Annotated in this window: 21 protein-coding genes; 18 read left to right on the top strand and 3 right to left on the bottom strand. The window is 61.1% G+C overall.

Features of this window, described 5'->3' with window-relative positions:
- Window positions 1-90: 90 nt before the first annotated feature.
- The 4 genes from ERD78_RS03750 (at window position 91) to ERD78_RS03735 (ending at window position 2396) form a co-directional block, all read left to right on the top strand.
- Complete coding sequence (locus ERD78_RS03750) at window positions 91-849, top strand: IclR family transcriptional regulator (RefSeq protein WP_129967894.1); 759 nt, start codon at window positions 91-93, stop codon at window positions 847-849.
- Window positions 842-1411 (top strand): NUDIX domain-containing protein, encoded by a 570-nt coding sequence (locus ERD78_RS03745; RefSeq protein WP_129967893.1) that lies wholly within the window; start codon window positions 842-844, stop codon window positions 1409-1411. The genes ERD78_RS03750 and ERD78_RS03745 overlap by 8 nt, the downstream gene beginning before the upstream one ends.
- 105 nt (window positions 1412-1516) lie before the next feature.
- Window positions 1517-1798, top strand: coding sequence for a peptidylprolyl isomerase (locus tag ERD78_RS03740; protein WP_129967892.1), 282 nt, complete (start codon window positions 1517-1519; stop codon window positions 1796-1798).
- A 1-nt stretch (window position 1799) separates the two neighbouring features.
- A complete protein-coding gene (locus ERD78_RS03735; RefSeq protein WP_129967891.1) occupies window positions 1800-2396 on the top strand; it encodes a 2-hydroxychromene-2-carboxylate isomerase in 597 nt (198 codons plus the stop codon).
- Window positions 2397-2405: 9 nt separating this feature from the next.
- On the opposite strand, the gene ERD78_RS03730 is transcribed toward ERD78_RS03735, so the two are convergent.
- The gene (locus tag ERD78_RS03730) at window positions 2406-3611 is read right to left on the bottom strand and encodes an MFS transporter (RefSeq protein WP_129968337.1); all 1206 of its coding nucleotides are present in this window, start codon (window positions 3609-3611) and stop codon (window positions 2406-2408) included.
- 175 nt (window positions 3612-3786) lie between these two features.
- Here ERD78_RS03730 and ERD78_RS03725 point away from each other — a divergent pair, with 175 nt between their 5' ends.
- The 7 genes from ERD78_RS03725 to ERD78_RS03695 all read left to right on the top strand — a co-directional run bounded on the left by ERD78_RS03725 (window position 3787) and on the right by ERD78_RS03695 (window position 9854).
- Window positions 3787-4248 carry a MaoC family dehydratase gene (locus ERD78_RS03725; protein ID WP_129968336.1) on the top strand — a complete coding sequence of 154 codons (462 nt, stop codon included), beginning with the start codon at window positions 3787-3789 and terminating at the stop codon, window positions 4246-4248.
- 64 nt (window positions 4249-4312) lie between these two features.
- A complete protein-coding gene (locus tag ERD78_RS03720; RefSeq protein WP_129967890.1) occupies window positions 4313-5494 on the top strand; it encodes a CaiB/BaiF CoA transferase family protein in 1182 nt (393 codons plus the stop codon).
- A gap of 115 nt (window positions 5495-5609) precedes the next feature.
- On the top strand, window positions 5610-6845 hold the full coding sequence (gene sorT, locus ERD78_RS03715; protein ID WP_129967889.1) for a SorT family sulfite dehydrogenase catalytic subunit: 1236 nt from the start codon (window positions 5610-5612) through the stop codon (window positions 6843-6845).
- 63 nt (window positions 6846-6908) lie between these two features.
- A complete protein-coding gene (sorU, locus tag ERD78_RS03710) occupies window positions 6909-7241 on the top strand; it encodes a SorU family sulfite dehydrogenase c-type cytochrome subunit (protein WP_129967888.1) in 333 nt (110 codons plus the stop codon).
- 146 nt (window positions 7242-7387) lie between these two features.
- On the top strand, window positions 7388-8362 hold the full coding sequence (locus ERD78_RS03705; RefSeq protein WP_129967887.1) for a cation diffusion facilitator family transporter: 975 nt from the start codon (window positions 7388-7390) through the stop codon (window positions 8360-8362).
- Window positions 8363-8431: 69 nt separating this feature from the next.
- Window positions 8432-8845 carry a hypothetical protein gene (locus ERD78_RS03700; protein ID WP_129967886.1) on the top strand — a complete coding sequence of 138 codons (414 nt, stop codon included), beginning with the start codon at window positions 8432-8434 and terminating at the stop codon, window positions 8843-8845.
- A gap of 4 nt (window positions 8846-8849) precedes the next feature.
- Window positions 8850-9854, top strand: a complete 1005-nt coding sequence (locus tag ERD78_RS03695; RefSeq protein WP_129967885.1) for an Lnb N-terminal periplasmic domain-containing protein — start codon at window positions 8850-8852, stop codon at window positions 9852-9854.
- A 23-nt stretch (window positions 9855-9877) separates the two neighbouring features.
- Here ERD78_RS03695 and ERD78_RS03690 read toward each other — a convergent pair whose 3' ends face one another.
- Window positions 9878-11236 carry an MFS transporter gene (locus tag ERD78_RS03690; RefSeq protein ID WP_129967884.1) on the bottom strand — a complete coding sequence of 453 codons (1359 nt, stop codon included), beginning with the start codon at window positions 11234-11236 and terminating at the stop codon, window positions 9878-9880.
- Between the two features lie 247 nt (window positions 11237-11483).
- Between ERD78_RS03690 and cyoA the strand changes: the two genes are divergently transcribed.
- The 7 genes from cyoA (at window position 11484) to ERD78_RS03655 (ending at window position 18453) form a co-directional block, all read left to right on the top strand.
- Entirely contained in the window at window positions 11484-12584 is a 1101-nt protein-coding gene (cyoA, locus tag ERD78_RS03685) for a ubiquinol oxidase subunit II (protein WP_129967883.1), read from the top strand.
- A 102-nt stretch (window positions 12585-12686) separates the two neighbouring features.
- Complete coding sequence (gene cyoB, locus ERD78_RS03680; protein WP_129967882.1) at window positions 12687-14678, top strand: cytochrome o ubiquinol oxidase subunit I; 1992 nt, start codon at window positions 12687-12689, stop codon at window positions 14676-14678.
- Window positions 14671-15306, top strand: a complete 636-nt coding sequence (gene cyoC, locus ERD78_RS03675) for a cytochrome o ubiquinol oxidase subunit III (RefSeq protein WP_129967881.1) — start codon at window positions 14671-14673, stop codon at window positions 15304-15306. The genes cyoB and cyoC overlap by 8 nt, the downstream gene beginning before the upstream one ends.
- Window positions 15303-15689, top strand: coding sequence for a cytochrome o ubiquinol oxidase subunit IV (gene cyoD / locus ERD78_RS03670; RefSeq protein ID WP_129967880.1), 387 nt, complete (start codon window positions 15303-15305; stop codon window positions 15687-15689). The genes cyoC and cyoD overlap by 4 nt, the downstream gene beginning before the upstream one ends.
- 22 nt (window positions 15690-15711) lie before the next feature.
- Window positions 15712-16548, top strand: coding sequence for an SURF1 family protein (locus tag ERD78_RS03665; RefSeq protein ID WP_245152318.1), 837 nt, complete (start codon window positions 15712-15714; stop codon window positions 16546-16548).
- A complete protein-coding gene (locus tag ERD78_RS03660) occupies window positions 16548-17870 on the top strand; it encodes an ATP-binding protein (protein WP_180029189.1) in 1323 nt (440 codons plus the stop codon). Before ERD78_RS03665 ends, ERD78_RS03660 begins: the two co-directional genes overlap by 1 nt.
- Window positions 17863-18453 (top strand): response regulator transcription factor, encoded by a 591-nt coding sequence (locus ERD78_RS03655; protein WP_209019950.1) that lies wholly within the window; start codon window positions 17863-17865, stop codon window positions 18451-18453. The genes ERD78_RS03660 and ERD78_RS03655 overlap by 8 nt, the downstream gene beginning before the upstream one ends.
- Here ERD78_RS03655 and ERD78_RS03650 read toward each other — a convergent pair.
- Complete coding sequence (locus ERD78_RS03650; protein ID WP_180029185.1) at window positions 18450-19208, bottom strand: IclR family transcriptional regulator; 759 nt, start codon at window positions 19206-19208, stop codon at window positions 18450-18452. The genes ERD78_RS03655 and ERD78_RS03650 overlap by 4 nt on opposite strands.
- Window positions 19209-19254: the final 46 nt, after the last annotated feature.

Here is a 19254-nt window from a genome sequence, read left to right as displayed (position 1 = left end):
AACATGGGGTGTAAGGACGTCAATGCTTTGCGCCAGCCCCTGGGCTGATGTACAGTCGTACGCGCCTGTAACACTTACGGAAAGCGGATCATGAACAAGCCCATGCGGGCCGGCGTGCAGTCTGTCGAGAACGGGCTCGACCTGATTCTGGTCGTTGCCCATCACCGGCGTCCCATGAAAATCACCGACATTGCGGACATGGCCGGCATATCGCCCAGCAAGGCGCATCGCTATCTGGTTAGCTTCATGCGTACGGGCTTCATCGCGCAGGATCCGGAAACGGGCCTGTATGGCATGGGGCCCGTTGCGCTGGAGTTCAGCCTGTCCTGCCTGGCCACGATCGAGCCCATTTCCATCGCCACCGTGGAGGCTGGCCGTCTGTGCCGCGCTGTCGGACACACCGTCGCCATTTCCGTGTGGGGCAGCTTCGGGCCGACCGTAGTGCGCTGGGAGCAGCCGAACAGGCCAGTCATGGTCAACGTCGGCCTGGGCTCCGTGTTTCCCCTGTATCGTTCCGCAACTGGACGGATATTCGCCGCATTTATGGATGCGGAGGCCGTTCGCAATTATCTGGATTCCGCAGCCAGTCTCGACAGGCGGGAGAGCGGCAAGGAAACCGTCGAACAAGTCCGCAGGCGCGGCCTGGCTCGTGCGGAGGGCGATTTCATGAGTGGCATGAGCGCGTTTGCCGCGCCGGTGTACGATGATCGGGGGCGCCTGGCGCTGGCCATGACCGTGCTCGACTACAAGACCAATTTCGATCATCGCTGGCGCGGACGTACTGCGAATGCGCTGCGCGAGTCCGCTGCGAACGTATCGCGCGCGCTGGGTTGGAGAGGCAATGCATAACGACGATCATCTCAAGGAAACGCTCATTCAAAGCCAGTCCCTGTGCGACGGCAGCTTCCTCAAGGTGCGGCGCGATACCGTGCGCCTGCCTGATGGCGGCACGTCCACGCGCGAGTACATCGTCCATCCGGGAGCGGTGGTGATCATTCCGCTTCTTGACGATGACCACGTGCTCATGGAGCGGCAGTACCGCTATCCGGTCGGCCGTGTCATGACTGAATTCCCGGCCGGCAAGCTGGATCCGGGCGAGGATCCGCTGGCCTGCGCCAAACGGGAGCTGCTGGAGGAAACCGGCTATGCCGCGGCCCAGTGGGCGCACGCCGGCGATCTGCACCTGGCCATTTCCTATTCGACCGAAATCATTCATATTTTTTTCGCGCGACATCTTACGGCTGGCATGCAAAGCCTGGACAGCGACGAGTTCCTGGAAATGAAGGAAATGGCCATCACGGACGTGCTGGCCGCGTGTCGCAATGGCGGCATCACCGATGCCAAGACGCTCACATGCAGTCTGTGGCTGCAGAATGTGCGCAGCGGTGCGTGGCCGCTGCAGTGGCAGTAGGGGATCTGGCGGTGGGTGCCGGGCAGGCTGGAGAAAGGCTGCTGCACAGACACGAGGCGTAGATTCAGGTACTCTTTTATTTCAAACCATACAGGAGTAACCATCATGCCTCAGGCATCTGCCCGCCACATCCTCGTTGACACCGAGGCCAAGTGCAATGAACTGAAGTCCGCCATAGAAAACGGTGCCGATTTTGCGCAGGTTGCGCGTGAAAATTCCAGCTGCCCCTCCAGTCGCGATGGCGGCAACCTGGGAACATTCGGCCGTGGCCAGATGGTCAAGGAATTCGACGAGGTCGTTTTCAGCGCCCCGGTGGGCGTCGTGCAAGGCCCGGTCAAGACGCAATTTGGGTATCACCTGGTCGAAGTCACGAGCCGTCAGGACTAATGTGAAAACCATCACCTACTACCTGTCGCCCCAATCGCCCTGGACCTACCTGGGGCACGACAGGCTGGTTGCCATTGCGCAGAAGCATGGGGCAGCAATCGAGCCCCGGCCCTGTGCACTGGGTAAGGCCATCTTTCCCATTTCGGGCGGCTTGCCGCTGAACAAGCGCTCGCCTCAGCGCCAGGCCTATAGGCTGGTCGAACTGCAGCGCTGGTCCGAGGTTCTCGGTGTGCCGCTGAATCTGCATCCGCGCTTCTTCCCGATTGACGAGTCCATTCCCGCCACCGCCATTGCCGCGGCCATACATCTGGAAGGCAATGCAGCCGCACTGAAGTTCGCGGGCGCCATACTTCGCGCTGTATGGGCCGAGGAGCGCGATATTTCCAATGAGGACACACTCGCGGAATTGGCCGGCGGGTGCGGCCTTGATGGGGCGGCCATCCTGGCCGCACGGCCGCAGGCCTTGGGTCGTTATGAAGCCTACACCCGCGATGCCATAGAGCAGCAGGTATTTGGCGCGCCTTGGTATGTCTACAAAGGCGAGCCTTTTTGGGGACAGGACAGGCTTGATTTCCTGGATCGCGCTCTGGCCGCGTAGCGAGCGGGGTTACCGCCTCATTACGGCGCGCGCGGCAGCATGCCGGTCCAGCGCCACAGAGATCAGAAGGAGGGCCAGGCCGCCCAAGGCCAGCAGGCTGCCGACCCAGCCTGGGGCTGTCCAGCCGTGACCCGCGGCAATGGCCATGCCACCCAGCAAGGGCCCCAACGCATTGGCTAGATTGAACGCCGAGTGGTTCAGCGCGGCGGCGAGGCTTTGTGCATTCTTGGCCACATCCATCAGGCGCGTTTGCAGAATGGTGCCCAGGGCCCCCCCGAAGCCGATCAGGAAGACCGTGATGGCTACGGCCCAGATATTGCCTGCGGTCAGGGTAAACAGCGCCGTGGTGGCGGCGCTCCAGAGCAGCAGGCCGGCGGCGGTTCGCATCAGCGCCCGGTCTGCCAGCCAAGGCACCAGGATATTGCCAAGTGTCATGCCCACGCCGAATATGCCCAGCACGACCGGTACGGTCTGCGGCGCCGCATGGGTAACCTGCAGCAATGTGTCGGCCAGGTAGGTGTACACGGCAAACAGTCCGCCAAACCCGATGGCGCCCACACCCAGTGTCATCCAGACCTGCAGGTGTTTCAGCGCGCCCAGCTCCCGCAATGGGCTGGCGCCGGGGGCGGGCCCGGTGCGGGGAACCAGAAGGGCAACCAATACGACAGTGAGCAGCCCAGTGGCGGCGACCAGCCCGAATCCCCAGCGCCATCCCACAGCCTGTCCAAGCCAGTTCGCAAAAGGCACGCCAATAATGGTAGCGACGGTCAGACCGAGAAACATGCGCCCAACAGCCTGGTTGCGCCGGGACAGCGGCACCAGCGACACGGCAACCAGCGAGGCGACGCCGAAGTAGGCGCCATGCGGCAGTCCGCTGAGAAACCGCAGCGCCAGCAGTGATTCATAGTTTGGGGCCAGTGCGCATAGGCCGTTGAACAGTGCAAAAAGCCCCATGAGCCATACCAGCAGCGTGCGGCGAGCCATGCGGGCAGCCAGGACGGTGAGCACCGGCGCGCCCACGACCACGCCAAGCGCATAGGCGCTGATGACATGACCGGCGGTGGGGGCGTCGATATGCAGGTCGCGTGCGAAGTAGGGCAGCAGGCTCATGGTGGCGAACTCTGTCGTCCCGATTGCGAACGCGCCGATGGCCAGGGCAAGCAGCACCAGCCATGCCGGCGCGGGCTGATTTCTTGGTGTGAATGGGAAGGTCATGCGGGATTTGGGTGTGACGGACATGCGCCCGAAGCGACAGTTGGCGTCGATGGGCATGGAAATTGTACTTCAACGCTCGCCAGCCTATTTGGCCTATGATCCCAACAAGAACTTTGCCTCTGTCGGGCTTGCCACACGCGCTCCATTATTCAGCACCCAGGAACGATACACGCATATGAAATCCCATCAGCTTTGTCCGCAGCGCTATTTTGAGGACTTCCAGGTCGGCGAACGCTTCAACATCCCCTCGCGCACCATGACGGATGCCCTGTTTGCCGCCTTCCAGATGGCCAGCGGCGACAATCATCCCATCCACTACGATATAGCGTATTGCCGTGCGCACGGCATGCCGCACATGCTCGCACACGGCTTTCAGGTGCTGATACAGACTGCGGCGGGAGCGGGGCTTTTTCCGCATATGGTCGAGGCATCGCTCAAGGCTTTCATTGAGCAAAGCAGCCGCTTCGTCAAGCCTGTTTTCGTCGGCGATACCTTGTACCCCAGCCTCGAAGTTGCTGAACTGGTGCCTGGCCGTACAACGGGCGTGCTGATCATGCGCTCGGAGATTCGCAACCAGCGCGATGAAGTCGTTCTGGAAGGCACACAGAAATATCTGCTCCGCAAGCGCCCCGCCTGATTTTCAGGCAGGCGGCCGCCGTTTTGGCAAGCGGCCGTCCCAATTTTCCCTTGGAGCAAGAAACATGCGTCCTCTCGAAGGCACACGAATCGTCGACCTGAGCAAAGTGGTGGCCGGGCCGCTCTGTGCCCAGTATCTGGGCGACCTGGGCGCCGACGTAATAAAGGTTGAACCTCCCGGCGTCGGGGACGACACGCGTGCGTGGCTACCGAAGAAGCAGGGGGAATCGGCCACATTCCTGGCCGTCAACCACAACAAGCGCAGTATTGCGGTGGACCTGAAAACGGAGCAGGGCCGGGCGATTGTCCATGAACTTGTGAAGCGGGCCGACGTGGTCATTCAGGGCTTTGGCGCAGGCACGGCCCAGCGGCTGCACGTCGACTACGACACGCTCCGAACAATCAACGAACGCCTGATCTACTGCGAGATTTCCGGCTATGGACGCAATGGCCCCATGGGCGGGGAGCCTGGATACGATGTCATGCTGCAGGCCTTCAGCGGCATGCTCAGCACCATTGGACAGAAGGACGGCACAGTGGCGCGCGTGAGCTTTTCTCCAGTGGACATGGGCACCGGCATGCACGCGGTGTCGGGGATCCTGGCAGCCTTGCTGAACCGAAGCACGACAGGCAAAGGCGCGTATGTGGAAGTGTCCCTGCTGGACACGGCCATGGGCTACATGAGCTATATGGCACACAACTTCTGGGCTTCGGGAAGGGTGCCGTCGCCGCAGGGCACCGCGCACCCTTCGCTGTGCCCCTATCAGGCGTTTCGCACCCAGGACGGCCAGATTATGCTCGGCGTGGGGAACGACAGGCTCTGGCAACGGTTCTGCCGGGAGGCTGGTCTGCAGGCTCATATGGATGCTCCCGAGTTTGCCACCAATGAAAACCGTGTCGCTCACTTTGACCAGACCTGCGACTTGGTCCAGGCGCGGCTGCTCGAAGACACCACGGCCTCCTGGCTGTTGCGCCTGCAGGCGGCAGGCGTGCCAAGCGCTCCGTTGCACACCCTGGACCAGGCACTGGGGCACGAACAACTGCAGGCGCGTGGCCTGGTTGTGAGCAGCGAGCACGCCACGCTGGGCGATGTTCAGCATATTGCCTATCCTGTCGCCTTCGATCATCAGCCGCGTACACCGCGTCGCGCACCCCCTGTTCTCGGTGAGCACACTCGCGAGATTCTCGCTGAAATCGGCATCGACGATATCGACGCGCTGTTGGCTGGGAAAATTGTGGCCTCATAGCCGGTTCACGTCTGGCCATTGTTGCAAAACTGATTTCGAGTTATAAGTAAATTCAAAAAAAGAATATAAAATCCACACACAGAAATAACTTGACGTCATGAAAAGAGGATTCATTATGAAAGAACAGACCAATCTGATCCGTCGGCGCTTGCTGGCATCGGCTGGGGGAGCGGTGGCCTGGGCCGGTTTCGGCGGGAGCCTGGCGCATGCTGATTCCACGGAGCCGGCTTCCAGCTCGTCGCCTGGGCCGGTATCGGCGGAAAAGCCTTTGCCTGGCTATGCCAAATGGAAAGATGCGAACAGCATGATTGTTCACAGCGCCAACACAGTGGAGACGAGGCGCGATGCCTTTGGTTCCGCGGGCATCACACCGCTGGACAGACTGTACATCCGCAATAATCTGACGCCGCCTTCCGAAGACATCGTGAAGGATCCCGACAGCTGGAAAGTGGAGATTTCAGGCGTCAAGTCGCCTCGCAGCTTTACGGTGGCCGAGCTGAAGACCCTGGGTCTGGAGACCGTCACCATGGTGCTGCAGTGTTCCGGCAACGGGCGCGGTTTCTTTCCGCACAAGCCGAGCGGCACGCAGTGGACAGTGGGCGCGGCGGGTTGTGTCTCGTTCACAGGTGTGCCCGTCAAGGCGGTGCTCGAAGCGACGGGCGGCATGGCCGATGGCATGAAGTACATGACCAGCACGGGTGGAGAGGAGATTCCCGCCGGCCTGGATCCGAATACGCTCATGGTCGAGCGGTCTGTGCCGCTGTCGGGTATAGAAGACGCCATTCTTGCATGGGAAGTCAATGGCGAAGCGCTGCCGCTGGCGCATGGAGGGCCGCTGCGCATGATTGTTCCGGGCTATGCAGGCGTCAACAATGTGAAGTACGTCAAGCACGTCGCTTTCACCAAGGATCAGTCGCCGGCAAAAATCCAGCAGAGCAGCTACCGCTTCTCGCCTATCGGCGTGAAGGGTACGCCTGAATATGATTCCATCTGGGAAATGGATCCGAAATCGTGGATTACCATGCCGTCCGACCCGAATCAGCCCGTTAAGGCGGGCCGGGTGCAGATTACCGGCGTGGCAATGGGCGGCATGAGCGAGCCAGAGAAAGTGGAAGTGTCCGTTGATGGCGGCAAGTCCTGGAAGGAGGCCGAGTTCATCGGACCGGATCTGGGCAAGTACGCATGGCGCAGCTTTGTGCTCTCCGCCGAACTGAAGCCGGGTACCTACCAGATGGCTTGCCGCGTCACCAACGAAGACGGCAAGTCCCAGCCCGAAAACCGTGTCGAGAACAATCGCGGCTATGTCAACAATAGCTGGCGTGATCACATGGTTGCCATCAAGGTGGCCTAAGACGCCTGTCAAGCAGAAAGATGTATCGCCCCGCCGCCAGCGGCGGGGCTTCCGGAGTATTTGATGAAGCATATAGCAGCAACAATTCTGGCGGCCTGGGCACTGGCCGGCGCCGCCAGTGTCAGTCTGGCCGCCGACCAGGCCGTTCTCGAACGCGGCAAGGCGTTGTTCATGTCCGAGGCAACACCGGCCTGTGCGGTCTGTCATACTTTGGCGGATGCGGGCTCCGCCGGAGCAATCGGGCCGAATCTGGATGAAATGAAGCCTGAACTGGACCGCATCCGCAAGGCGGTCACCGAAGGCGTGGGCGTCATGCCTTCATTTGCCTCGTCGCTCAGCGAGGAGGACATCAATGCGGTGGCGGAGTACGTGGCCAATGCAACAGCGGGGTCATGACGCGCGGTTCCATGGCGTCGGGTGCGGCCATCAGGGCCGTGCCCATTCAGGAACCCCTGGAGAATCGGGCATAGCGCATACAATAGAGGCACTGCATCAACTGGAACGGGCGTAGCCCGGCGGCCCCGACGGGGCGGAGCCTCATCATGCACGACCACAGCCATACAGGCGCGGCCCACGAACATGGCCATCACGGCCACCACCATCATCACGGCCCAGGCGGCCACAATCACGCGGCGGGTATTACCGACGAACGGCGCATAGCCTGGGCATTCGGCATCATCGTGGTGTTCCTGCTGGTCGAAGTAGCGGGCGGCCTGTTTTCGGGATCCCTCGCGCTGCTCGCCGACGCTGGCCATATGGCCAGCGATGCCGCTGCGTTGGGCTTCAGCTGGTTTGCGCTGCGCATAGGACGGCGTGAAGCCACTGAACAGCTGTCATACGGCTATCGCCGCATGGAGATCCTGGCGGCATTTGTGAATGGGCTTGCGCTGTTTTTCATTGCGGTCTGGATCGTGGTCGAGGCAGTGGGGCGCTTCATTGAGCCCGTGGCAGTAATGGGGCTACCCATGCTTGCCGTCGCCTGCGCGGGCCTGCTTGCCAATATCGTGGCCTTTGTGGTGCTGAATGGCGGCAGCCAGGCCAATTTGAACATGCGCAGCGCGCTGCTGCATGTGCTGGGCGACATGCTGGGTTCGGTGGCGGCCATAGCGGCGGCGCTGATCATCATGTGGACCGGGTGGATGCCCATAGATCCCATTCTCTCCGTTCTCGTTGCGCTGATTGTCTTGCGTGGCGCGTGGCACATCATCCGTTCGTCGGGCCATATTCTATTGGAGGGGGCGCCGTCCGGTGTCAGCATCGCCGATATCAAGGCCGACCTTGAGCAGAATGTGGCTCAGGTCAGCGATGCCCATCATATCCATGTCTGGTCCATGACGGCGGAGCAGCATCTGCTGACCGTCCATGTCGTACCTCGCACGGGCGCCCAGCCTCGCGACGTGGTCGCTGCCATCAAGGCACGTGTGGCCGAACGGTTCAACATCCTGCATGTGACCGTGCAGGTCGAAGAGGATGGCTGTGCCGATACCGACGAGGCGTCGGGCCAATGCTGCGGCTGAGATAGCCGGTTCCGATTTCGCCAGGCCTGAGGCCGGGTAAATGTCGCGCGCCGGTGTTACGCTTGATAAATGCCTGCCATGAGAATCCAATGTCCGCCCGGAGCCTGTATTTGCGAGCGTGAAAGGTTGCTGTCGCAACCCGAGGGCGATCTGCGCATTCTGATGTTGACGCGAGAAGAGGAAAAGCGGCTGCTTGCCCGCATCGAGTCTATCGACAGCCTGGCTGATCTGCGGCACGTCCAGGGTTTGATGCGCCGGCAGCTCGGAATCGTGGTGGATATAGCGCCGGGCAGCAACGAAGTGCGCACGGTCATGGGCCTGCGAATAGAGGTCTTGCCGCAACCAGGGCTGTGCCGCAAGACGCGCAAGAGCATTCCGGCGGCGCTGCGGCGATGTTTCGAGGCAAGACGGCAGGTCGTGTTCGACCTGCTGGATGAGCACGATCTGCTCGCGGCAGTCCATGACGGCGTTTCCAGGCCATAGCCTCATGAGCACATTGCCTGTGGTCATCGGCATCATCATCGGCCTTACGGCGATGTGGGGCGCATTGGCGCTGTATATTCGGTTGCCCGCGCCGCGGTGGGCAGGTGCCAGCGCGGCGGCGGTCTGGCTGGTGCTCGCCGCAGCGGCGCTGGCAGGGACGGCCTCTGGCCAATGGTGGCTGGCGTACGCATACGGGGCCGTACTGTCGGGGCTATTGGCCTGGTGGCATTCGATTCGGCCCGCGGGCGATCGCGACTGGATTCCCGAGGTGGCCAGGCAGACGCACGGCGTTGTGCAGGGCGATTGGATCACGCTGCGTAATGTACGCAACTTTGCATGGCGCAGCCGCAGCGATTTCACGCCGCGGTGGGAAACGCGCCGCTATGCGATATCCAGGCTTCAGTCCGTGGACCTCACCCTTTCCTACTGGGGGCACAGGTCGATCGCTCATGCGCTGGTCTCTTTCGGCTTTCTTGATGAGGACGGACGAAATGATTACGTTGTGTTCTCGGTCGAGATCCGGCGCAAGAAGGGTGACCGGTTCTCGGAGATCGGCGGCTTTTTCAGGCAGTACGAACTCAGCCTGATCGCGTCGACCGAAGAGGACAGCCTGCGTGCGCGCACCAATGTGCGAGGCGAAGACTGTTATCTGTATCGGGTGCATATGCCTCGGGAGGCTGCCGGCGCCCTGTTCCTGGCCTATGTGAACAGCGCGAACCGCCTGCTGGCGCAGCCGCGCTTCTATAACACACTTACGGCCAACTGCATCACCATTGTATTCAGAATGGCCCAGCAGATTGTGCCGGGCCTGCCCATGGACTACAGGTTGCTGTTGTCGGGCTACCTGGATGGCTATCTGTACGACCTGGGAGCCCTGCAAGGCGCCAACTCGCTGCCGGAATACCGGCGGCGGGGGCGTTATACGGACAGAGCGCGCGCCGCACGGGATGCGGTTTCCTATTCGGCGTCGATACGGCGCGGCGTTCCCGGCATCAATGCCGAAGTATAAAAGAACCGGCTCGTCGGCACGCCTCAGGCGGCGGCACGGCCGCTGTGGCGCACCCGCCGGTTGATCCTTAGCGCCAGCAAGGTACACGCGGCGCCGGACAGCAGATACAGGCTAATGCCAGCCAGGCCGAACCGGGTCGACACGCCCAGCGCGACCAACGGCGCAAAAGCAGCGCCGATCAACCATGCCAGGTCGGTCGTGAGGGCTGCGCCGGTGTAGCGGCAGCTGGGCAGGAAGTTTGCCGTTGCGGTACCCGAGGACTGGCCATAGGAGAAGCCCAGCAGGGCAAAGCCGATCAGGATGAAGGCGTCCTGGCTCATGGTGCCGCCGCCCAGAAGCCAGGGGGAAACCAGGGCAAAGGCGGCCGTCAGCACCGCGCCCAGGCCGAGTGTGGAACGGCGGCCGATCCTGTCGGCAATCATCCCCGACAGGAACATGAAGGCGAGGCCGATGACTGCGCCGATCAGTTCGATGATCAACACATCCGGAATGGCCTGGCTGTGATGAATGGCGATCCAGGACAGGGGGAAAATGGTCACCAAATGGAACAGGGCGTAGCTGGACAGCGAGGCAAAGGCGCCGATGAACAGGTTGTAGCCTTGGGTGCGGGCCATCTGCACAGTGCCGATGGGCTTGAGTTCGCGGTCTTCCAGCATTTGCGTGTATTCATTTGCCAGAACCAGGCGCAGGCGGGCAAAGAGACCGACCACGTTGATGGCGAATGCCACATAGAAGGGGAAACGCCAGGCCCAGGTCAGGAAATCCTGCGGTTCCAGCCTTGTGTGCAGATACAGGAATAGTGCGCCGGCCACCAGGAAGCCCAGAGGTGCGGCCAATTGGCCCATCATGGAATACCAGCCGCGTTTCTTGGCGGGGGCGTTCAGCGCCAGTAGCGACGGCAAGCCATCCCAGGAACCCCCATAGGCAATTCCCTGGATGCAACGGAATATGGCCAGAAGCAATATGGCGTGGGCGCCGCTGGTCTCGTAGGACGGCAGAAAGGCGATGCCCGCCGTGGCCGTGCCCAGCAGAAAGAGGGCGGCTGTCAGCTTGACACCCCGGCCCCACAGCTTCTGTATGTGCATGAACAGCGTGGTTCCCAGGGGGCGGAAAATGAACGCCAGTGCGAAGATCGCAAAGGAGTACATGGTGCCCGTGAACGCATCGACGAAGGGAAAGAAAACCTGCGGAAAGACAATGACCGAGGCGATGCCGTAGGTAAAGAAGTCAAAAAACTCCGAGGTTCTTCCTATGATCACGCCGACAGCGATATCGCCGGGTGTGACGGTTTCGTGACCCGCCGCCTCTCGGGCGGCCCTTGCCCTGTCGTCCCGCTGTGCGCGGACGCCCGGAACCGGCGCGTTCAGGGTATGTTCAGCCATGGTGTCTCTCCTGCTGCTGCTTTATATGTAACGACTACATGTAACAAATGCCTTTCTGTACTGCGATGTAACAAGTATTTCCTCGACAGCATGTCACCGCTCCGCACCGCGCGCCATAGGTCAAAACCCGTGCCCGGCACCGGACCGGCGCGGGGTGGTAGGACAAAATGTCCAATTCCCCCGCGGACTGTTCAAACTTATAGTACTCGCTTTCAGAATTGACCTTGGTTTTACCGGCATATCGGCAATGTTTCGTATCAAATCCCTGAAGCTGTTCCTCATTTCTGCCGTGGCCTTTCTCCTGAGCGGTTGCAACGCGGTTTTGCTCAAGCCCTCCGGAGATATCGCTGTCCAGCAACGCGATCTCATCTACATAGCCACCGGCCTGATGCTCATCGTCATCGTTCCGGTCATCATCGCGACCATTGTTTTCGCTTGGCGGTATCGCGCATCGAATGCAAGCGCCCGCTATGAGCCCGACTGGGATCACTCCACCAAGCTCGAGCTGGTCATCTGGTCCGTGCCCCTGATGATCATCATTGCACTGGGCAGCATCACCTGGGTCAGCACGCACTTGCTCGATCCCTATCGTCCTCTCGATCGCATTGAGGCGGGCCGCCCCGTGCCTGCCGATGTCAAGCCGCTTACCGTCGAGGTCGTGGCGATGGACTGGAAATGGCTGTTCATCTATCCCGAATACGGTTTTGCCACGGTCAACGAGCTGGCGGCGCCCGTCGACCGGCCCATCACGTTCAAGATCACAGCATCTTCGGTCATGAACTCCTTCTTCATTCCCGCCCTGGCTGGCCAGATCTACGCCATGGCCGGCATGCAGACCATGCTGCATGCGGTCATCAACAAGTCGGGCGTCTACGAAGGCATGTCCGCCAACTATAGCGGTGCAGGCTTCTCGGGAATGAACTTCAAGTTCCATGGCCTGAGCGAGGCCGACTTCGAGAAATGGGTCGCGAAGAACCGGAGCGCCGGCGGCGAACTTGACCGCGCCAGCTACCTGAAGCTTGAGCAGCCCAGCCAGAACGATCCAGTTCGCCGCTATGCCAGTGTCGCGCCAGATTTGTATGAAGCCATCCTGAACCGTTGCGTTCGCTCCGGCACCATTTGCATGCGCGACATGATGCACATGGACATGAAGGGTGGCGGCGGCATGGAGGGCGTGCATCATCCCGGTACGCCGGACATGCCCATGCCGCATCGGCATCCTCCCAAGCTGGATGCTTCTGAGATATCCGCGGCTGACTATGTCGGCGATCTGTGCTCGTACAGCGAGGCCGAGGCTCTCGCCAGGGCGCGTGCGCACGGCGTCAGCCCGGACGCATCCCTTTCGTAGCCCGGCCGCGGCCAAACGCCCCTGACGGGCTACCGGCGCTTTGCGCGCCACGCGTTGCTGTTTTCAAACCTTGCCATCAAGGCAATACCCGAAGTAAGAATTATGGACCTGCAAAAACTGGTATTCGGTAAGTTGACCTGGGAGTCCATTCCCTATCATGAGCCGATCCTGGTCGCCACGTTCGCCGCCGTCGCCGTGGGCGGCATCGCGTTGCTGTACCTGATCTCCCGCTATCGCCTGTGGGGTTATCTGTGGCGCGACTGGATCACCAGCATCGATCACAAGAAAATCGGGATCATGTACATGATTCTGGGTATCGTGATGCTGCTGCGCGGCTTTGCCGATGCAGCCATGATGCGTCTGCAGCAGGCCATCTCCTTCGGCGATTCGCTCGGCTACCTGCCGCCGCACCACTATGATCAGATTTTCACCGCGCACGGCGTAATCATGATCTTTTTCGTGGCCATGCCGCTTATCACGGGCTTGATGAACTACATCGTGCCGCTGCAGATCGGCGCCCGCGACGTGGCGTTTCCCTTCCTGAATAATTTCAGCTTCTGGATGACAACGGGCGGCGCCATACTGGTCATGATCTCACTGTTCATTGGCGAGTTCGCCAAGACCGGCTGGCTGGCCTACCCGCCGCTCTCGGGCCTTCAATACAGTCCCGACGTGGGGGTTGACTACTACATATGGGCCTTGCAGGTAGCGGGGGTTGGCACGCTGCTTTCGGGGATCAACCTGGCGGTCACCATCATCAAGATGCGCGCGCCGGGCATGAAGCTGATGAAAATGCCGGTGTTCACCTGGACCGCGCTGTGCACCAACGTGCTCATCATCATCACCTTCCCCATTCTCACCGCGACCTTGGCCCTGCTCGGCATGGACCGCTACGTCGGCACCCAGTTCTTCACAAACGACCTGGGCGGCAATCCCATGATGTACGTGAATCTGATCTGGATCTGGGGCCACCCCGAGGTCTATATCCTGATTCTGCCTCTGTTCGGCGTGTTTTCCGAAGTGGTGTCCACCTACACCGGCAAGCGCCTCTTCGGCTACACATCCATGGTGTATGCCACCATCGTCATTACCGTCCTGTCCTACCTTGTGTGGCTGCACCACTTCTTCACCATGGGTTCGGGCGCCAGCGTTAACTCTTTCTTCGGCATCACGACGATGATCATCTCGATCCCGACGGGCGCCAAGATATTCAACTGGCTGTTCACCATGTATCGCGGCCGCATCCGTTTCGAGCTGCCCATGATGTGGACGGTCGCCTTCATGATCACCTTCGTGATTGGCGGCATGACGGGCGTGCTGCTGGCTGTTCCGCCGGCCGACTTCGTGCTGCACAACAGTCTGTTCCTGATAGCCCACTTCCACAACGTGATCATCGGCGGCGTGCTGTTCGGCCTGTTCGCCGCCATCAACTATTGGTTCCCCAAGGCGTTCGGATTCAAGCTCGACCGGTTCTGGGGCAAGTGCTCCTTCTGGTTCTGGGTCGTGGGTTTCTGGGTTGCCTTCATGCCGCTGTACATCCTGGGCCTCATGGGGATCACGCGTCGTCTGAGCCATTTCGACGATCCTTCGCTGCAGATCTGGTTCCAGATCGCCGCGCTGGGCGCGCTGTTGATCGCACTGGGCATTGCATGCTTCCTGATCCAGATTTTTGTCAGCTACCGCAACCGCGAGGCCCTGCGCGATCACACCGGTGATCCGTGGGACGGTCGCACCCTCGAGTGGTCCACTTCCTCACCGCCGCCCGACTACAACTTTGCGTTCACACCCCGCATCTTCAGTCGCGACACCTGGTGGCACATGAAGCAGATGGGCTACAAGCGTCCCGTCGATGGGTTCGTGTCGGTACACATGCCCAAGAACACGGGTGCCGGCTTCATTCTTGCTGCGCTCAGCACCGTGCTCGGTTTTGCCTTGATCTGGCACATGTGGCCACTGACGATACTGTCGTTCGTTGCGCTAATCGCCTATTCGATCTACCACACCTTCAACTACAACCGCGACTATCATATTCCCGCCGATGAAGTCACCCGCGTAGAAGAAGCGCGTACCTTGCAGCTTGCCAATCATGTCTAATACACACGTCATCAGCCATCCGGGCGGCGGCCAGCCCGCGCCCGACTTCATCGTCCGCGAAGACCATCACCCGGAAAACGGCACACTGCTCGGGTTCTGGATCTACCTGATGAGCGACTGCCTCATCTTTGCGTGCCTGTTCGCCGTCTATGGCGTACAGGGTCGTGCCTATGCGGGCGGCCCGTCGGGCGCGGACCTGTTCGAGCTGCCCTTGGTCGCGCTCAACACCGCCATGCTGCTGCTTTCGTCCATCACATATGGCTTCGCCATGCTCAAGATGCAGCAGAACAAACTGAGCGGCACAGTAGGATGGCTCATCGTCACAGGCCTGTTTGGCCTTGCATTTCTGGGCCTTGAGCTCTTCGAATTCAGTCATCTCATCCATATTGGCGCCGGCCCGCAGCGCAGCGCCTTCCTGTCGTCTTTCTTCACGCTCGTGGGCACGCACGGCCTGCACGTCACCTTCGGCATAATCTGGCTGGTCACGCTGCTGTTCCAGCTCAAGCGCCACGGCCTCATACCAGAAAACCGCCGCCGCCTCATGTGCCTGTCCATGTTCTGGCACTTCCTCGATGTGGTCTGGATTGGCGTATTCACCTTTGTCTACCTCATGGGAGTGCTGCAATGAGCGTAAATCAACACGACGAACACGCGCACGACGCGCACGGACCTGAAGGCGGGCACGCTCCCAGCACGTTCAAGGGCTACATGACAGGCTTCATCCTGTCCGTCATTCTCACCGTCATACCCTTTTGGCTGGTCATGAACGATGTGCTGTCCACGTCAAGCGCCACCGCCCTCACCATTCTTGGCATAGGCGCGGTGCAGATGGTGGTTCACATGATCTACTTCCTGCACATGAGTCCGCGTTCCGAAGGAGGCTGGACTCTGCTGGCGCTCATCTTCACAGTCATCATCGTGGTCATCGCCATGGCTGGCTCGCTGTGGGTGATGTACCATCTGAATACCAACATGATGCCGGGCCACCTGCACGAGATGCCGTCCATGTAAAAGGCCCGGAAGGTTCCAAAGGGTGAACTCCCGAACTTCCGATATACAAACCGCTAAGGAAACCACACGGCACTCCCGGACGCTTCGTCCGGGAGTGCTTGTACTGTGGGCGCTGCTTGCCCTGATAGCCTTTTGCGGCTTTGTGGCATTGGGGACCTGGCAGGTGCACAGGCTGCACTGGAAACACGACCTGATCGCGCGGGTTACGCAGCGCATTCATGCGCCCGCCGTGCCCGCGCCGGGGCGGAGCCAGTGGGCCGGTATCAATGAACACGACGATGCCTACCGCCGTGTCATGCTTCATGGCGTTTTTCTCAACCAGGATGAAACCTTTGTTCAGGCAACCACGGCACTGGGCCCTGGGTTCTGGGTCTTGACGCCGCTCAGGCGCGACGACGGCAGCTACGTCCTGGTCAACCGGGGCTTCGTGTCGCCGGCCCATCGCGATCCTGCGACACGCGGCGCGCTGGCGCCGCAGGGAGAGGTTACCGTGACGGGGCTGCTGCGCGTTACCGAGCCTGGCGGCGCTTTTCTACGCAAGAACAACTCAGCGAATGACCGATGGTTTTCGCGGGATGTCCAGGCAATTGCCGACAAACTGGGTCTGAGTCCCATCGCCCCTTACTTCGTCGATCAGCAGGCCAGCGCGGGGGCGTCCGCGGTCAATCCCATGCAGCCGCCGTCAGTATGGCCGGTGCCAGGCCTGACAGTCGTGCACTTTCGCGACAGCCACCTCAGCTACGCCATCACCTGGTACATTCTGGCCCTGATGGTGGCGGCCGCTTCGTTCTACGTCGTTCGAATAGAGCTGCGGCAACGCAGGCGGCGTGCCGACCATCAGGCTGGGAGGAAGCCATGATGCCGCGAGGCAAGGACACCTCATTCGGCGCGACGCCCAACGGCAGCGTGGCTGGCCGCCACAATCTGCGGCAACTTATCCAGCTGCGCTGGATTGCTGTGCTTGGCCAGATCATCGCTATTTCTGTTGCCCTGATCGGCTTTCAATTGCCGTTGCCGCTCGAAGGCATGGTAATCGTGGTTGTGGTGCTAGCGGTATACAACCTCTTCAGCCTGCTGCGGCTCAGGCTGCATATGCCGGTTACGCAGATCGAGCTCTTCCTGGCGCTGCTGCTCGACGTCATGGCCTTGACTGCGCAGCTGTACCTGAGTGGCGGGTCGACCAATCCCTTCATCTTCCTGTTCCTGCTGCAGGTGGCCCTGGCGGCGGTTCTGCTCAAGCCTGCCACCACTTGGATGATTGTCGCGCTGACCGCGGTGGCGTTCGCCAGCCTGGCCCTGACCAGCCATCAAGAGTATGCGCTGCCGTTGGACCTGGGCCGCGGCCTGGCCAGCCCCTTCGTCATTGGAATGCTGGTGTGCTTCGTGCTCAACGCAGTGCTGCTGGCCATCTTCATCACGCGCATCACGCGCAATGTAAGGACCCGCGACGCGCGACTGGCAGCCATGCGTCAGCGGGCGGCTGAAGAGGAGCACATCGTCCACATGGGTTTGCTGGCCTCTGGCGCCGCGCATGAGCTGGGCACGCCGCTGGCCACGCTGGACGTCATCCTAGGGGACTGGGCGCATGCCAAGGCGGTGACCGAAGACGGTGAACTGAGCCAGGACGTGCTCGAGATGCAGGCTCAGGTTCGCCGATGCAAGGCCATAGTCAGCGGCATCCTCATGTCGGCGGGCGAGGCGCGCGGCGAGACGCTTACCGAAACTACAGTCAACACATTCCTGGATACGCTGGTCGAGCAATGGCGCAGGGCACAAGCGGGTTCCAAGCTGAAGTACGTGAACAAGGTGGACGAGGACATGGTCATCATTTCCGACCAGGGCCTGAAGCAGATGATCTTCAATGTGCTGGACAATGCGCTCGAGGCCTCGCCGCGTGGCCAGCGGTTGGTGGTCGAGCGCGATGGCGGCAATCTCGTCCTGGTTGTCACCGACGAAGGGCCGGGCTTTGCGCCCGAGATACTCAAGGAGCTTGGCAAGCCTTACCAATCGACCAAGGGTCGCCCAGGCAGCGGGCTGGGCCTGTTTCTATCGCTCAACGTGGCGCGCACGCTCAGCGGCAGCCTGATTGTGCGCAATCTGCCTTTTGGCGGCGCATCAGTCACGATTACCTTGCCACTGTCTTCCCTTGCGCCAGAGGAGTCCGATGATGACGATGAATGACAATACGCAGGCGTCGGCGCGCGACGACACCTTGCGCGGCGACGCGGATGCGGCGAACCGTCTGCTTCTGGTCGTGGAGGACGATGCGGCCCTGTCCCGCACGCTCGTGCGCTCCTTTGAGCGCCGCGGCTACCGCGTCATCAGCACCGACAGCCTCGAGGGCGTGCAGAAACTCCTGGAGGATCACTCCCCGGGCTATGCGGTGGTCGACCTCAAATTGCACGGAGAGGCATCCGGCCTGGCATGCGTCCAGACGTTGCACGAACACGACGCCGATATGCTGATCGTGGTGCTTACCGGTTTCGCCAGCATCGCCACGGCCGTGGAAGCCATCAAGCTGGGCGCTTGCCACTACCTGGCCAAGCCCTCCAATACGGATGACATCGAGCGTGCCTTTCAACTGACGCAGGGCAATGCCGAAGTTGCCCTGGCGCACCGGCAGGCGTCCATCAAGACGCTGGAATGGGAGCGCATTCATGAAATGTTGGTGGCTACGGATTTCAACATATCCGAAGCGGCGCGCCGTCTTGGCATGCACCGCCGCACATTGGCGCGCAAACTGGACAAGCGCCGAGTCAGCTAGCCGCAGCGCTTGCTCAGTGTCTCTGCGAGATCCAGCAAGGGGGCGCTGACGCGCCGGGCAAAGCGCTCGCCTGATTCCTCGGTGGTCATACTGGCGTTCAAGGCATAAACCGGGCCATTGGCCATCAGTACAGGAGCGCCTACCGCCACCACATTGGGCAGCCACGAGGCAATGCAATAGCCCTGTGCATGAACGTGGCGGATGGCGTCTTCGATGCCCTGGCGCACCAGCGGCCAGTGGTCGGGATGGCGCAGGCGAAAGCGCGCATAGTGGTCCAGGACCTGCTGCGTCGGCAGCGTGGCCAGCCAGGCGCGTCCAAGCGACGTCGTTTCCATGGGAATGCGCTGGCCCGGCATGACGGTGCGAACCGATTTGCGGCTGCTCAAGCGTATGGATTCAAGATAGACCATGTCGTCGCCGTCGGCTACGGCAATGCCGACGTTGATGCGCGCTCGCCGCGCCAGGTTTTCCATCAGCGCAGAGGCCTGGTGCAGCACCGTGGAACTGCTGCGCAGAGAAAATGCCCATCCCAGGACCGGCACGCCCAGCCGGTAGGCGCGCCGCACGGCATCGTATTCCAGCATGCCTTCATGCTGCAGCGTTTGCGTCAGGCGGCTGACGGTTGCCCGCGGCAGCCCCGTTTGTTCGGCAAGTTCGCCATTGGACAGTATCTCGACGCCAGGCCGAAATGCGCGAAGAATTTGCAGTCCGCGCGACAGGGAGCGGTTTGGTGTGGAAAGACCAGCTTTGCGCATGATTGGAGGGTAGGGCCGGTCAGGCGCGCAGCACATGCGGCCCTGC

The organism is Allopusillimonas soli (genome assembly GCF_004153445.1).
In the GTDB taxonomy this organism is placed as follows: Bacteria; Pseudomonadota; Gammaproteobacteria; order Burkholderiales; family Burkholderiaceae_B; genus Allopusillimonas; species Allopusillimonas soli.
The sequence above is the reverse complement of the archived record's forward strand: the minus strand, read 5'-3'. Positions and strand labels throughout refer to the sequence as shown.

Coding starts and splice junctions, on each gene's coding strand:
- cyoD (WP_129967880.1), top strand. CDS start 15,303: ATGAGCGTAAATCAACACGACGAACACGCGCACGACGCGCACGGACCT.
- ERD78_RS03695 (WP_129967885.1), top strand. CDS start 8,850: ATGAGCACATTGCCTGTGGTCATCGGCATCATCATCGGCCTTACGGCG.
- ERD78_RS03700 (WP_129967886.1), top strand. CDS start 8,432: ATGCCTGCCATGAGAATCCAATGTCCGCCCGGAGCCTGTATTTGCGAG.
- ERD78_RS03650 (WP_180029185.1), bottom strand. CDS start 19,208: ATGCGCAAAGCTGGTCTTTCCACACCAAACCGCTCCCTGTCGCGCGGA.
- cyoB (WP_129967882.1), top strand. CDS start 12,687: ATGGACCTGCAAAAACTGGTATTCGGTAAGTTGACCTGGGAGTCCATT.
- ERD78_RS03690 (WP_129967884.1), bottom strand. CDS start 11,236: ATGGCTGAACATACCCTGAACGCGCCGGTTCCGGGCGTCCGCGCACAG.
- ERD78_RS03745 (WP_129967893.1), top strand. CDS start 842: ATGCATAACGACGATCATCTCAAGGAAACGCTCATTCAAAGCCAGTCC.
- ERD78_RS03660 (WP_180029189.1), top strand. CDS start 16,548: ATGCCGCGAGGCAAGGACACCTCATTCGGCGCGACGCCCAACGGCAGC.
- ERD78_RS03705 (WP_129967887.1), top strand. CDS start 7,388: ATGCACGACCACAGCCATACAGGCGCGGCCCACGAACATGGCCATCAC.
- sorU (WP_129967888.1), top strand. CDS start 6,909: ATGAAGCATATAGCAGCAACAATTCTGGCGGCCTGGGCACTGGCCGGC.
- ERD78_RS03725 (WP_129968336.1), top strand. CDS start 3,787: ATGAAATCCCATCAGCTTTGTCCGCAGCGCTATTTTGAGGACTTCCAG.
- ERD78_RS03720 (WP_129967890.1), top strand. CDS start 4,313: ATGCGTCCTCTCGAAGGCACACGAATCGTCGACCTGAGCAAAGTGGTG.
- ERD78_RS03750 (WP_129967894.1), top strand. CDS start 91: ATGAACAAGCCCATGCGGGCCGGCGTGCAGTCTGTCGAGAACGGGCTC.
- ERD78_RS03730 (WP_129968337.1), bottom strand. CDS start 3,611: ATGACCTTCCCATTCACACCAAGAAATCAGCCCGCGCCGGCATGGCTG.
- sorT (WP_129967889.1), top strand. CDS start 5,610: ATGAAAGAACAGACCAATCTGATCCGTCGGCGCTTGCTGGCATCGGCT.
- cyoA (WP_129967883.1), top strand. CDS start 11,484: ATGTTTCGTATCAAATCCCTGAAGCTGTTCCTCATTTCTGCCGTGGCC.
- ERD78_RS03655 (WP_209019950.1), top strand. CDS start 17,863: ATGAATGACAATACGCAGGCGTCGGCGCGCGACGACACCTTGCGCGGC.
- ERD78_RS03740 (WP_129967892.1), top strand. CDS start 1,517: ATGCCTCAGGCATCTGCCCGCCACATCCTCGTTGACACCGAGGCCAAG.
- cyoC (WP_129967881.1), top strand. CDS start 14,671: ATGTCTAATACACACGTCATCAGCCATCCGGGCGGCGGCCAGCCCGCG.